The following is a 13,298-nucleotide window of genomic DNA, read 5'->3' as shown; positions in this document are numbered from 1 at the left end:
CCCCACCCCACAGTTAGCCCACAGTGTTTATAGAATGTTTTATAAATTAATTGTTATTTGTATTATAACACGACAAAAAAGATAGCAATTTACAGAATGATGAATTATTTTAACTTACCATTTTGTGTTTTATCAGATAAAGATCTGTTAACATAACTGTGGTAACGATGATAAAAGTAGTATAATATCCCATAGTTTGAATGAATAATCCACCGATTGTAGGCATAATTACTGTCATGAAATTCAAAGTGCCTCTTACTCCTAAATAAATAGATCTTTCTTCCTCAGGAGCTATCTCCAAAAAGTATGGGTCGAAGCCTACCCTTCTTCCACTAATAACAAAACCTACTAGAAAAAAGACGATAGAATATAAATTGGGTCCAAAGAAAGATAATACGATAGCAACTATTGGTATAATGGCTCCCAAAAATATACAGGTAGAAACAACTGTTTTAGAGGAATATTTGTTGAAAATAAATCCCCAAAAAATGTTGGAAAAAATAGTGCCTATTATTTGAAAAAGTAAATAGTGTCCGACATAACTTTCAGAAATTAAAAAAGTATCTTTAGCAAAAACTATGTAAAAAGGTAAAATCATTAAGCTGAAACTTGACAAATTCTCCACGATTATAAAATTAGAAAAATGTTCGTCTTTTTTTAAAAGAACAGGGATGTTTTTGATAAAGGTTTTTAGAGGTTCTTTTTTTTGGTTGGTAACCTTTGCTTGGGGTTCCTTTATGAACCAAAAAGCCAAAGCAGCGATAAATAAACCAGCAGATCCTATTGAAAAAGAAAGAGTGTAATTTAAGGGATATTCGATATAACCTGGACTAAAAATTTTTGTGATTATTAATCCACCTAAAAGGGCTGCAATACTACCAAAAAATTGTTTGTAGGTATAAACCTTTCCCCGTTCTTCTTTTTTAAAAATTTTACCGATGATGTCTGTATACGCAAGTCCTGCGAAACCACCACTTATCGAAAAAAGGAATATCCAAAAAAATAAACTAATTATTACTACCAAAGGATTTCTTTGCGCAAAGTAGTAAGTGAACAGTGCCATCCCTAAAAAAGAAATACTCCTCAAATAGATACCTAGCATTAAAAATTTTCGCTTATATTGATAATATTGCATAAAATAACCAAATATTGCGTTGAAAAACAACGGAGCTCCCAACAGGATAGAGTACAACACACCAAAAATAATTTTATTATCGGTTAATTCCGTAATTAGAGCAGGAAAAACTGTGTTAAAGTCTATCATAGACATAGTCAAAGACAAGAAAAATCCATGCCAAATAAAAACAAATAAACTTAAGTTGAACCTTTGTGAAAAGCTTTTTTTCATAGATTTTATCCTCCATATACAATTTGTAAGGTGAGCTCCAGTTAGCCTTAAGCATAAAATAGGCGGGTTCATGTGCTATAATATATTTTGAAGAAAAAAGAGGCAAAGATGTCCTCGTTTATTCAATTATACCAAACTTAGAACGACAAAAAATAAGAGCAATTTAGTAAGTTAACCTTAAAATAAAATGTAAAAATTCAAAGGAGGAAGGAATTATGAATGGTTCTATAAAAATTAGCGACAGTATTTACTATGTTGGTGTAAACGACAGAGACACGCAGCTTTTTGAAAGCTTATGGCCTCTTGATAGGGGGGTTAGCTATAATTCTTACTTAATCTTAGATGAAAAAACAGCTTTAATCGATGGGGTTAAAGAATCGAAGGTAACTGAATTTTTTGATAAAATCAAGAATCTTTTAAACGGTAAGCCTCTTGATTATTTAATCATCAACCACATGGAACCTGATCATTCTGGGACTATTCCAGAACTTTTGCAAAAATTTCCTAATTTAAAAATTGTTGGTAATAGAACTACTTTTCAATTTATAGAAAACCTCTATAAGGTTGAAGATAATTTTCATGAGATAAAGGATGGTGAATCTCTGAACTTAGGAAAGCATAATCTGAAGTTTTACTTAACTCCAATGGTTCATTGGCCAGAAACGATGATGACTTACGATGAAACGGATAAAATTTTGTTTTCTGGTGATGCCTTTGGGGGTTTTGGTACCTTAGACGGGGGAATATTCGACGATGAAGTAAAGGTAGATGTCTTCGAAGATGAAATCAGAAGATATTTTTCTAATATAGTTGGGAAATACTCTCCTATGGTACAAAGGGCGTTAAAAAAATTGAATGAGGCTAATATAGATATAAAAATAATCGCTTCTACCCATGGACCAATTTGGAGAAAGAATCCTGAAAGAATTTACTCTTTGTACGATAAATGGAGTAAATATGAGACCGAAGAAGGGGTTGTAATAGCTTACGGATCGATGTATGGAAATACAGAAGAGATGGCTGACTATGTTGCAAGGAAATTAGCTGAAGAAGGTATTAAAGAGATCAAAATAATGGATGTATCAAAAACCCATATTTCTTATATAATTAACGAGATTTGGAGATACAAGGGAGTAATCTTTGGAAGCTCAACATATAACCAAGGTCTTTTTCCTTACATGGAATCACTGGTTCAATGGCTATCCCATACCAACATAAAAAATCATGTTTTAGGTATCTTTGGTACTTATGGCTGGAGTGGTGGGGGAGTTTCAACTTTAGTTAAGTACAATGAGCAAATGAAATGGCCACTTGTTGCTGAGCCGATAGAAGCAAGATTATCTGCTAAAGAAGAAGATTTTAAGAAATTAGCTGAATTGGCAAAAGCTATGGCAAAAGAGGTAAAATTAGCTTGACTTTCAAAAAATAATATGATAATATTAGTTAAATTAATAAGTTTTGATTCCTTATCGAGAGAGGCGGAGGGACTGGCCCGAAGAAGCCCGGCAACCTGCATAATTTAACAAAATTATGCAATGGTGCCAAATCCTGCAGAGTAATTCTGGGAGATAAGGAGAGGATAAGAGTTATAAAAATACACCTCTTCCATTCTACCGGAAGAGGTTTTTTATATATAAAGTTCTAATTAGAGGGATTTTTTAAATAATAAGATTTTGATTTTAAAAGGGTTACGGGGTGAAAGGGAACTAAAATATATTTTACAAGGGAGGGATTTAGTATGAAAAAAAGTAAGAGTGTGGTAAAGGTTTTGGCTTCATTATTTGTTTTTTTAACATTGCTTTTCGTTGAAGGGTATGCTTTGTTTGGTTTTGGTGGTAATACTTTCAAAGTTGGAGCTACTCCAGTTCCCCATGCCGAGATCTTAGAGTTCGTAAAAGATGATTTCAAAGAAAAAACGGGTGTAGAACTTGAGATAGTAATTTTTACAGATTATGTTCAACCTAATTTGGCTTTGGAAGATGGTTCCATAGATGCAAATTATTTTCAACATGAACCATATTTAGAAACTTTTAAGAGGGAACGTAACTTGCCAGATTTGGTATCTGTTGCTAAGATCCATGTTGAACCTATGGGGTTTTATTTGAAAAAAGATTTAAAAGACCTCAAAAAAGGAGATTTAATCATAATTCCTAACGATGTTACCAACGAAGGTAGATCTTTGTTGCTCCTTCAAGAACAAGGTATAATTAAGCTTAAGGAGAGAGAAGATCCGTTAGTGGCAACAATCAAAGATATCGTTGAAAATCCATACGGTTTGGAATTCAAAGAGCTTGAAGCACCATATTTGCCAAGAACATATAAAGAAGATAAAAATGTTGTTGGGGCAGTTATTAACACAAATTATGCTATAGAAGCTGGGTTGAATCCATTGGAAGATGCGGTATTCTACGAAGGAGCCCAGTCTCCATATGCCAACATAATAGCGGTGAAGGAAAGTCGTGTCGACGATGAACTAGTAAAAGCTTTGGTTGAAGTACTAACAACAGATAAGGTGAGAGAATTTATTTTAGAGAAGTACAATGGTGCCGTAGTACCAGTATTTTGAGCATTCATAAAATAATGCAAAAGGAGAAACGTAGTTGTTAAAAATACAAAATCTTAATCTCATATATGATGACAAAAATCATGTCTTAAAAAACATAAATTTTTCGGTTGAAGATGGAGAAATTTTGGGAATTATTGGGTTATCCGGAGCGGGGAAAACGTCTCTTTTGAGAACGTTGAACCTGCTCCAATCTCCTACTTCAGGGGAGATTTTCTTGAATCATGTAGATATAACACAATTAAATACAAATCAGTTGAGAAACGTGAGAAAAAAGATTAGTATCGTATTTCAACATTTCAACTTGTTGAGTTCTAGAACGGTATTTAAAAATGTATCTCTTCCCCTTGAAATTGAAAAGGCACCTAAAAAAGAAATAGAAGTTCGTGTTAATAAGTTATTGGAAGAGGTCAACCTTCTTCATAAAAAGGATTCTTATCCTTCACAGTTATCGGGAGGAGAGAAACAAAGAACAGCTATAGCAAGGGCATTGATAAATAATCCTGATATTATTTTGTTTGATGAACCCACATCATCTTTAGATCCGAGTACAACACAAAGAATTTTAGATCTCATATTGGAAATCAATAAGAGTATGAAAAAATCAATTTTGATTGTTACTCATGAAATGGACGTGATCAAAAAGATTTGTGATAAGGTCGTTTATTTAAAAAATGGAACCGTTGATTTTTTTGGTAAAGTCCATGAATTTTTTATTGTAAAAGAAAATGAGCTGAATAAAGAATTTTATCAAGAAATAAACGTAGATTGGAAGAGGGTAAAAGAGGTTGTTAAAGGAGAAAACGATAGGTTAATAAAGGTCGTTTTTTGGGGAGAAAAAACTCATGAACCTATCTTACATAATATCACCAAAAAATATGATATCACATTGAACATACTTTACGGTAAGATAGAACATTTGAAAGACAATCCATATGGGACTTTAATAGTTGAGGTTATTTCTACGCAGAAGGAAATGGAAAAGTTTTTAGAAGAGCTCTCTGCCAATGTTTACAAAGTTGAGGTGTTGAAATAAATGATCCAAGATCTATTTATAGCTACTCTTGAAACGTTATACATGACCTTTGTTTCTGGTTTTATAGCTATTTTGTTAGGTATTCCCTTGGGGATTACGCTCTACATGTTGTCTAAGAGTGATAAGAAAGCAGCAAAAACTTGGTATTCCGTTTTAGATTGGATTGTAAATATATTTAGATCAATACCCTTTATCATCCTTATTATTTTGATAATCCCTTTAACTAGATTATTAACAGGAACAATAATCGGTTCAACTGCAGCAATTGTGCCTTTGTCTATTGCAGCCATTCCGTTTATGGCAAGATTAGCTGAAACTTCTTTTAACAATCTTTCACAAGGTTTACTAGACACGTCTGTATCTATGGGTATGACTAACAGACAGTTTATATTTAAAGTATTACTACCTGAGACTGCGCCAGAGATGGTTTCAAATATTACTTTGTTGATTATAAATTTAATAACCTATACGGCTATAGCAGGAGCCGTGGGAGCCGGAGGCCTTGGTGCAATGGCAATAAATTACGGATATCAAAGGTTTAGAATGGATGTTCTTCTATACGACGTAGCAATATTAATCTTCTTAACTCAGATAATTCAATTTGTTGGTTCAAGGCTGTCGAACTCTTTGAGAAAATAAAAAGCCAGGAATCTCCTGACTTTTTATTTGATACCTGAGATTATTCTATCAATCCTAAGCCTTTAAGATAATTCTTTGTAACTTCCTCTGGTTCTTTTCCTTCAACATCTACTAAATAATTTAGCCTTATGATTATATCTTGATTTAAGTACATAGCAAAAGGTCTTAAAATTTCTGCTATCTCAGGATATTTTTCTAAAGTATCTTCTCTCACCACAACAGCTACATGATAAAAAGGGAAGAAATGTTTATCGTCTTCCAAAACCTTTAAGTCGTATTTCAGTAGCTGAGAATCGGTGGTAAAGACCATTGTTATATCAGCGTCTCCTTGATTCAAAGACTCATAGGTTAAACCCCACTGCATAGTTTTTACATCATTTTTGGAGATATTCATGTTGTATGCTTTTGCCATTTCGAAAATATTCATTGCACCTTCGAAGAATTCATAGTCAATTGCTATTTTCATTTCCCCAGGATGATCATTTACATATTCGGCAAGTTCAGATATGGTATCAATGCCCAAACTTTCTGCTCTTTCCCTTTTCATAGCCAAGGCATATGAGTTGTTTATACTAGTTAGATCTAACCATACTAACCCTTTTTCTTTATCTATGCTTTTAACTTGGTTGTATAATTCTACTGGGTCGTAAATCAATTCCTCTTTATGATAGTAAGTTGTCCACGCTGTTCCTGTGTAATCTGCAGTAACATCAATTTGACCGTTCAACATACCTGTTCTTTTCACTAATGTATTTAAGCCAAATCTTTTATCAATCTTAAAACCATTTTCTTCAAGTAATGCAGATATGAGCTCACCAAATATGTACTGTTCTGTGAAATTAGAAGCACCTACAGTTAAAGTTGCACCAAATAGAGCAGTTAAAGAAAACACAACAAATAATATAAATATCGTCAATTTTTTCAACGTTAACACCTCCATCAATGTAAGTTACATTCAATCAGTTTTAGCGCCCCTTCGCCCCGCTGCCCACCCTTCTAAGGAATGGAACTTTGCTCCCTTCGCCCCGCTTCCTGCCCCAAAAGTTTAAGGAAAGACTCCACCCAGCAGTTCCCCAGATGTGTGGAGAAAGGAGGCTTCATCGTTTATCAATTTAATAAAGGATTCCATCTGGTTACTAAACGTTCATAAGATTTATCTGGAAAGAATTTTTTAAATAAACGGTAATAATAAAACTCAGCGGGAGATTTAAACTCCCAATCAACATCTAAATTTTGAAATGAACTTGTCTCTCTTTCAAATTCTGAGCTTTTCTGTTGTGAAATATCTTTTATGATATCAGAGACACCAGAACCATTAGCAAAGGGTTCTTTTCTTCGATTTACAATGTTGTTAGGTAAATCATGTTCATAAGCTTTTCTTAAGATCCATTTTTCAATTTTTTCAGGTCCGTAAATTTTCCATTCATTTGGTATTTGATTACAAAAATTCACCACACGTCTATCAAGAAAAGGAGCGCGATATTCGATTCCATGAGCTGAGAAGGATCTATCGAGTCTTTGGAGTCCAGTACGGTAGGCGTTAGACATTAAATCATCAAAAAAATTATCCATCTCTTGATTTGACTCTGCTTGCTTTAGTTCGTGATAACCTCCTAAAAGCTCATCTGCTCCTTCACCGCACAACAAACAATTTGCTCCCTTTTCACGGGCAAATTTCGCTGTTAAATAATGCGCCACTGCGCCATGAACACAAGATTCTTCGAAAGATTCTAAATGATAAATAGCTTTTGGGAGAATATTTTCAATTTTTTGTTTATCAAAGATTTTCCAATAATGAGAAGAACCAATAAATTCTGCCATTTCGGTTGCCCGTGGAAGATCGCCATTTTGAGAAACCCCTATTGTGAAGGTCTTGATGGGATTTTGATATTTAGAAGCGGTATAAGCGATAATACTGCTATCCAATCCGCCGCTAAGTAAAGCTCCATCCACACAACCATCTGACATATTGCGTTTAACAGCCTTCTCTAATAATTCCTTCAGTATTTTAGCGGCATCTTGCGGTGTTTTAAAGGAAGGGACACTTTCAAAGAAAGTCGAATAAGGTAGAACGCCGTCCTTTAATGAAAATAAGTGTCCAGGTTCTAGTTCTTCAATCTCCTTAACTATACCAACAAGACCCTTTGCTTCCGAGGAAAAATAAAGTTCATTATTATTAAAGCCATAATATAGGGGATGAGAACCGATGTAATCTCGGCCTAAAATAAGATCATTTCTGTCATCGATTGCGAAAGCAAAATCACCATCTAAATAGCTTGCAAATTTTTTCCCAAATTTTCTATAATTTTCAAGTATTAAGAATGCCGCTTCAAGATGTAAATTATCTTCGTGGTAGAGATGCCCATCTAAAACAGAAATACCGTTTCCTTCTTTTGTAAAGACCCGCTCTTTTGCTGTTTCCTCAGATGGAAGCAAGCAGCAACCTATAGTTGCTTTTTCTCCTTCTTCTACCCATGTCGATTTTGGACCTCGGTGTTGAATCCTGTTCAATATTTTATTAACAATTTTATTGTCTTTAGCTGTTGTTCCGGCAATACCTGCCACAAATTAACCCTCCTTTTTCTTCAAATAATAAGGGTGAAGAAATACCCTTCACCCTTATTTGTCGCTTTGAATATTAGATTGTTTAATCTATCAAGCCTAACCCTTCTAAATAATCTCTTGCAACGACTTCTGGTTCAACACCCTCAACATCTATTCTGTAGTTTAACCTTATTAAAATGTCTTGGTTTAGGTACAGTGTGAGAGGCCTTAAAATTTCTTCAATTTCAGGGTATTCATCAAGTACATCTTTTCTAATTGCGAAAGAGATATGGTAATAAGGCCAGAAGTTTTTATCGTCTTCTAGTACATGTAGATTGTATCTTAAAATTTTTGGATCAGTAGCAAAAACCATAGCGATATCTATTTTATTGTTGGCAATTGCCTCGTAGGTTAATCCGATTTGCATAGTTGACACTTGGGATTCAGGAATATCTAAACCATAGTGGTCAGCAAAGGCAAAGAAACCATCAGGTCTTTCATAGAATTCATAGTCGACTCCTACCCTAAACTCATTTGGATGTTCGTTCCAGTAACCAACTAAGTCAGAGAGGGTTTCGAAACCATATTTTTTGTAATCTTCTTGACGAATAGCGAGCGCATAAGTATTGTTAGCGTTTATTCTATCAAGCCAAACAATACCATTTTCAGCATCTAATTCTCTGACTTTTTCTAAAAGTTCATCTGGATCAGTGATCACTTCTTCTTGATCTAGATAAGTTACCCAAGCGGTTCCAGTGTAATCTGCATATAGATCGATCTGACCTGTTGTCAAACCTTGTCTCACAACGAAGGAACTAAGGCCAAACCTTTTAACAACGTTAAAACCGTTCTCTTCAAGTAGCAGTGTAGCCAAGTTTCCAAGGACATACTGTTCAGTGAAGTTTTTTGCACCTACGGTTAAAGTTGCACCAAAAAATGTACTTAAAGTAAATACCATTATTAACAAGAATAAGATCGTTTTTTTCACAAAAATACCTCCATAACTAAATTTTATTGTTATCAGCTTTTTCTCTCTAAATATTGAAAAGTACTTGACCCTCTTTCAAATTCTGAGTCTTTCTGTTGTGAAATGTCTTTTATGATATTAGATACACCACTACCGTTAACAAAGGATTCTTTTCTTCAAATAATAAGGGTGAAGTGCATCTCTTCACCCTTATTTGTTAAATTGAATATTAGATCGTTTAATCTATCAAGCCTAAACCTTCTAAATAATCTCTTGCAACGACTTCTGGTTCAACACCCTCAACATCTACTCTGTAGTTTAGCCTTATTAAAATGTCTTGGTTTAGGTACAGTGTGAGAGGTCGCAAAATTTCTTCAATTTCAGGGTATTCATCAAGTACATCTTTTCTAACTGCGTAAGAGATATGGTAATAAGGCCAGAAGTTTTGGTCGTCTTCTAATACATGTAGGTTGTATCTTAAAATTTTTGGATCGGTAGCAAAAACCATAGCGATATCTATTTTATTGTTTGCAATTGCCTCGTAGGTTAATCCAAGTTGCATAGTTGATACTTGAGAATCTGGAATATCTAAACCATAGTGGTCAGCAAAGGCAAAGAAACCATCAGGTCTTTCATAGAATTCATAACCAACTCCTACCACAAACTCTTTTGGATGTTCGTTCCAGTAAGCAACTAAGTCAGAGAGGGTTTCGAAACCATATTTTTCGTAATCTTCTTGACGAATAGCGAGCGCATAAGTATTGTTAGCGTTTATCCTATCAAGCCAAACAATACCATTTTCAGCATCTAATTCTCTGACTTTTTCTAAAAGTTCATCTGGATCAGTGATCAGTTCTTCTTGGCCTAGGTAAGTTACCCAAGCGGTTCCAGTGTAATCTGGATATAAATCGATCTGACCTGTTGTCAAACCTTGTCTAGCGACGAGAGAACTAAGACCAAACCTTTCAACAACGTTAAAACCATTCTCTTCAAGTAGCAGTGAAGCCAAGTTTCCAAGGACATACTGTTCAGTGAAGTTTTTTGCACCTACGGTTAAAGTTGCACCAAATAGCGCAGTCAAAGAAAAAACTACAACTAACATAAGTACTGCCAATTTTTTCAACGTTAACACCTCCATTTAAAAGTTTTTTCATTATTCATTTTGTAACTTAATACCTTCCGAAGTCATTTTGTTTTGTATTATAGAGAGTGCAAAATCAATTAAAACAGCCATTATGGATACTGGAATAGCTCCAGCTAATATCATCTCGAATTTAAAGGTCCCAAGACCTATAAAAATCAATTCTCCCAATCCTCCAGCACCTATGGCTGATGCGATTGTAGCTGTCCCTAAATTTATTATGGCTGCATTTCTTATTCCTGAAAAAATAGTTGGCAACGCGTTTGGAATTTCTACTTGCCACAAGATTTGTCTGTTAGTCATCCCCATGCCTCTTGCTGCTTCAATCATACTTTTATCAATGCCGAAAAGCCCAGATGCGGTGTTAAAAGTTATAGGCACTATACTGTACAAAAACAGAGCAAAGATTGCAGGGGCAGGACCGATACCCATGAATAAAAAAACAATTGCAATAACAGCAATACTTGGGACCGCTTGGGCTATTCCTGTAATTGAAAGGGCTATTCTTCCACTTTTCTCTCTTCCTGGGCGAGTAACATAGATTCCTATTGCCATTCCAACGACTATAGCAATTGCCCACGAAGTTGCGAACAAATAAAGGTGTTCCAAAGCCTTTATTCCCATATAACCAAGGTTTTCAGCTACGTATGTAAAAAATTCCATATTATCCTCCTCATCATACCTCTTCTTTATTTGACATTTGTTCAAATATAGCTTTTAAGTTGATCACTCCTATTACCTTTTGTTTATCGGTAACCACTGGGATATTTGTACTTGAAGAACTTAGTATTTTGTTTAAGGCTTCATAAAGGCTTGATTTTGGGGTAACGTGATCTTTTTTCAAAGAGCTTTGCAATTTAGATAAATCGTTAATTCTGTTCAATCTTTTAGTTTCTATAAAACCTTTATAATTGTTATTTTTATCAACAAATATTGTGATAGGATACTTACTCTGTATAGTATTTTTAATCTTTGAAAGATCCTCATCAATTTTAAAGACTTGCATATCTTTGTACAATCCTTCGCTAACCTTAACAAATTCCAAAGATTTGAATTGACTATCTTCCCCTAATATATCCTTTACAAAATCATTTTTTGGATTTTGAACAATATTTTGTGTATCGTCGTACTGTACTAATTCACCATCTTTGAAGATTGCAATTTTATCACCCAATTTAATAGCTTCCCTTATGTCATGCGTGACAAATATAATAGTCTTTTTGATCTTCTCTTGAATTTCAAGAAATGCATCTTGTAATGTTTCTCTATTTATAGGATCTATTGCACCAAATGGTTCATCCATGAGCAGTATGTCTGGATCAGCTGCAAGTCCCCTTGCTACTCCTACTCTCTGTCTTTGACCTCCAGATAGTTGTGCTGGAAACTTATAAGCATTAATATCTGGCTCAAGATTTACTAAATCTAGTAGATCATATACCCGCTTTTTTATTTTTTCTTCCGTCCACTTCAAAAGCCTTGGAACTACAGCTATGTTATCAAATACAGTCATATGAGGGAATAATCCAATTTCTTGTATAACGTAACCTATGCTTCTTCTCAATTGTATAGAGTTTATATCGTCTATCGATTTTCCATTGAAGAGGATATCGCCCGATGTTCTTTCAATCAAACGATTGATCATCTTTAATGTAGTTGTTTTGCCACATCCAGACGGACCAATTAGAATAGTTAATTTATTGTCTTCAAATTCAATATTTAAATTATTTACAGCGGTGAAATCACCATACTTCTTTGTGAGATCAACTAATTTTATTGCCATGTCAATGTTCCTCCTATGATTTTTATCTTATTCATTATCTTTTATTTTAAGACCTTTGGGAGTAATTAAATCCTCAAATTTTAGCAAAAGATAATTAGCCAAAACACCCAAAATTGAAACCAATATTACCCCTGTTATTACCATTGGATACCTTGACCTACTTAAGCCAGCAAAAATAAAGTATCCTAATCCTCCAGAAGCTACAAAATATCCTAAAGTAGCAACTCCAACTCCCATTACTACTGCATTTCTTACCCCGGACATAATAGTAGGGATCGATAAAGGTAAACGGATTTTGAATAATATTTGAGATTCGGTCATTCCCATTCCTTTTGCAGCCTCTATCATTTGTGGGTCAAGAGATTGAATAGCTACCAATGTATTTCTTATAATTGGAAGTAAAGAGTATATAATCAAAGCAATCACGGCAGGTGTAACCCCTAAGCCAGCTCCAAAAGGAGACAAAATTACAACCATAATTCCAAAAAGCGCCAAACTTGGAATAGTCATCAGAATACTGGCAATGTCGATAACTATGTTTGCGGCTTTAGGATGTCTCGATATGAAAATTCCTGTTGGTACTCCTATACCTATAGAAAAAGGTAAAGATAAGCCTATAATTTTCAAGTGATTTAGAAATTCTCTAATTATGATACTTGAACTACTAGAAATATATTCAAAAAATTCCACTTTCTCACTCCCTTCTTCTTATTGTAAATTAGTTTGTTCACCAATGCGATAAATATTATAACACATTTTTAATCTTTTTAGAACATAAATAGGTTACAATTAAGTAAAAAAACAACACTAAAAATCTTTTAAGATATTTTCTTATAAACTTAGTTAGGGAATAAAATAATTTTCAAGAAATAAGCGGCAGTAAAACTTGTTTAAAAATTTCTAGAAGGAGTATAATTATTCTAATTTTGGAGGTGAAAACTTTGAATGAAAATGAAAAAAAATGGGAAGTTATAGATAAGAAAGCTTTATTAGACTTGGTATATGAGATTAAAAAAAGAAGATTACAAATGGGAATTACACAAAAAGACCTAGCTGAGCGGATGGGAACAACGCAGGCGATAATTTCTAAATTTGAAAAAGGAAACTACAATCCAACATTTTTGTTTTTGCAAAGATTGGCAGACGTGCTAGGTGGTAGTATCAAATTATATTTTGAACCTAGAGATAATAAAGAGATAAATAGAGATGAGTTTTCTAAAAATGATAATTTTGAAAAAATATTTCACTTAAAATTATAAAAAGGCGCTATATATAAAGTT

Annotated in this window: 13 protein-coding genes and 1 riboswitch; of the genes, 5 read left to right on the top strand and 8 right to left on the bottom strand. The window is 34.0% G+C overall.

What is annotated here, in order from left to right:
- Window positions 1–109: 109 nt before the first annotated feature.
- Entirely contained in the window at window positions 110–1,348 is a 1,239-nt protein-coding gene (locus tag X928_RS01190) for an MFS transporter (RefSeq protein ID WP_169926253.1), read from the bottom strand.
- Between the two features lie 215 nt (window positions 1,349–1,563).
- On the opposite strand from X928_RS01190, the gene X928_RS01185 reads away from it, so the two are divergent.
- The 4 genes from X928_RS01185 (at window position 1,564) to X928_RS01170 (ending at window position 5,586) form a co-directional block, all read left to right on the top strand.
- Window positions 1,564–2,763, top strand: a complete 1,200-nt coding sequence (locus X928_RS01185; RefSeq protein WP_103078133.1) for an FprA family A-type flavoprotein — start codon at window positions 1,564–1,566, stop codon at window positions 2,761–2,763.
- A gap of 48 nt (window positions 2,764–2,811) precedes the next feature.
- A riboswitch (SAM riboswitch) is annotated at window positions 2,812–2,923 on the top strand.
- 163 nt (window positions 2,924–3,086) lie between these two features.
- Window positions 3,087–3,914, top strand: coding sequence for a MetQ/NlpA family ABC transporter substrate-binding protein (locus tag X928_RS01180; protein WP_103078132.1), 828 nt, complete (start codon window positions 3,087–3,089; stop codon window positions 3,912–3,914).
- A 34-nt stretch (window positions 3,915–3,948) separates the two neighbouring features.
- Complete coding sequence (locus X928_RS01175; RefSeq protein WP_103078131.1) at window positions 3,949–4,947, top strand: methionine ABC transporter ATP-binding protein; 999 nt, start codon at window positions 3,949–3,951, stop codon at window positions 4,945–4,947.
- Window positions 4,948–5,586 (top strand): methionine ABC transporter permease, encoded by a 639-nt coding sequence (locus X928_RS01170; RefSeq protein ID WP_103078130.1) that lies wholly within the window; start codon window positions 4,948–4,950, stop codon window positions 5,584–5,586.
- A 40-nt stretch (window positions 5,587–5,626) separates the two neighbouring features.
- Here the strand turns inward: X928_RS01170 and X928_RS01165 are convergent, their stop codons facing one another.
- The 7 genes from X928_RS01165 to X928_RS01135 all read right to left on the bottom strand — a co-directional run bounded on the left by X928_RS01165 (window position 5,627) and on the right by X928_RS01135 (window position 12,708).
- The gene (locus tag X928_RS01165; RefSeq protein ID WP_245857141.1) at window positions 5,627–6,520 is read right to left on the bottom strand and encodes a glycine betaine ABC transporter substrate-binding protein; all 894 of its coding nucleotides are present in this window, start codon (window positions 6,518–6,520) and stop codon (window positions 5,627–5,629) included.
- Between the two features lie 173 nt (window positions 6,521–6,693).
- A complete protein-coding gene (locus X928_RS01160) occupies window positions 6,694–8,151 on the bottom strand; it encodes an asparagine synthase-related protein (protein ID WP_103078128.1) in 1,458 nt (485 codons plus the stop codon).
- A gap of 82 nt (window positions 8,152–8,233) precedes the next feature.
- Window positions 8,234–9,118: a glycine betaine ABC transporter substrate-binding protein gene (locus X928_RS01155; RefSeq protein WP_103078127.1), complete on the bottom strand. Its 885-nt coding sequence runs from the start codon at window positions 9,116–9,118 to the stop codon at window positions 8,234–8,236.
- Window positions 9,119–9,335: 217 nt separating this feature from the next.
- Window positions 9,336–10,229, bottom strand: a complete 894-nt coding sequence (locus X928_RS01150) for a glycine betaine ABC transporter substrate-binding protein (protein WP_245857140.1) — start codon at window positions 10,227–10,229, stop codon at window positions 9,336–9,338.
- A 21-nt stretch (window positions 10,230–10,250) separates the two neighbouring features.
- Complete coding sequence (locus tag X928_RS01145) at window positions 10,251–10,901, bottom strand: ABC transporter permease (protein ID WP_103078125.1); 651 nt, start codon at window positions 10,899–10,901, stop codon at window positions 10,251–10,253.
- A 13-nt stretch (window positions 10,902–10,914) separates the two neighbouring features.
- The gene (locus X928_RS01140; protein ID WP_103078124.1) at window positions 10,915–12,018 is read right to left on the bottom strand and encodes an ATP-binding cassette domain-containing protein; all 1,104 of its coding nucleotides are present in this window, start codon (window positions 12,016–12,018) and stop codon (window positions 10,915–10,917) included.
- A 27-nt stretch (window positions 12,019–12,045) separates the two neighbouring features.
- Window positions 12,046–12,708, bottom strand: coding sequence for an ABC transporter permease (locus X928_RS01135; protein ID WP_103078123.1), 663 nt, complete (start codon window positions 12,706–12,708; stop codon window positions 12,046–12,048).
- Window positions 12,709–12,959: 251 nt separating this feature from the next.
- Here X928_RS01135 and X928_RS09965 point away from each other — a divergent pair, with 251 nt between their 5' ends.
- Window positions 12,960–13,277 (top strand): helix-turn-helix domain-containing protein, encoded by a 318-nt coding sequence (locus X928_RS09965; protein WP_169926252.1) that lies wholly within the window; start codon window positions 12,960–12,962, stop codon window positions 13,275–13,277.
- Window positions 13,278–13,298 lie beyond the last annotated feature (21 nt).

The sequence above is a fragment of the Petrotoga miotherma DSM 10691 genome (assembly GCF_002895605.1).
In the GTDB taxonomy this organism is placed as follows: Bacteria; Thermotogota; Thermotogae; order Petrotogales; family Petrotogaceae; genus Petrotoga; species Petrotoga miotherma.
Note: the sequence above shows the minus strand (reverse complement) of the source record. Positions and strands in the feature narration are given on the sequence as shown.

Coding starts and splice junctions, on each gene's coding strand:
- X928_RS01190 (WP_169926253.1), bottom strand. CDS start 1,348: ATGAAAAAAAGCTTTTCACAAAGGTTCAACTTAAGTTTATTTGTTTTT.
- X928_RS01170 (WP_103078130.1), top strand. CDS start 4,948: ATGATCCAAGATCTATTTATAGCTACTCTTGAAACGTTATACATGACC.
- X928_RS01140 (WP_103078124.1), bottom strand. CDS start 12,018: ATGGCAATAAAATTAGTTGATCTCACAAAGAAGTATGGTGATTTCACC.
- X928_RS01145 (WP_103078125.1), bottom strand. CDS start 10,901: ATGGAATTTTTTACATACGTAGCTGAAAACCTTGGTTATATGGGAATA.
- X928_RS01185 (WP_103078133.1), top strand. CDS start 1,564: ATGAATGGTTCTATAAAAATTAGCGACAGTATTTACTATGTTGGTGTA.
- X928_RS01180 (WP_103078132.1), top strand. CDS start 3,087: ATGAAAAAAAGTAAGAGTGTGGTAAAGGTTTTGGCTTCATTATTTGTT.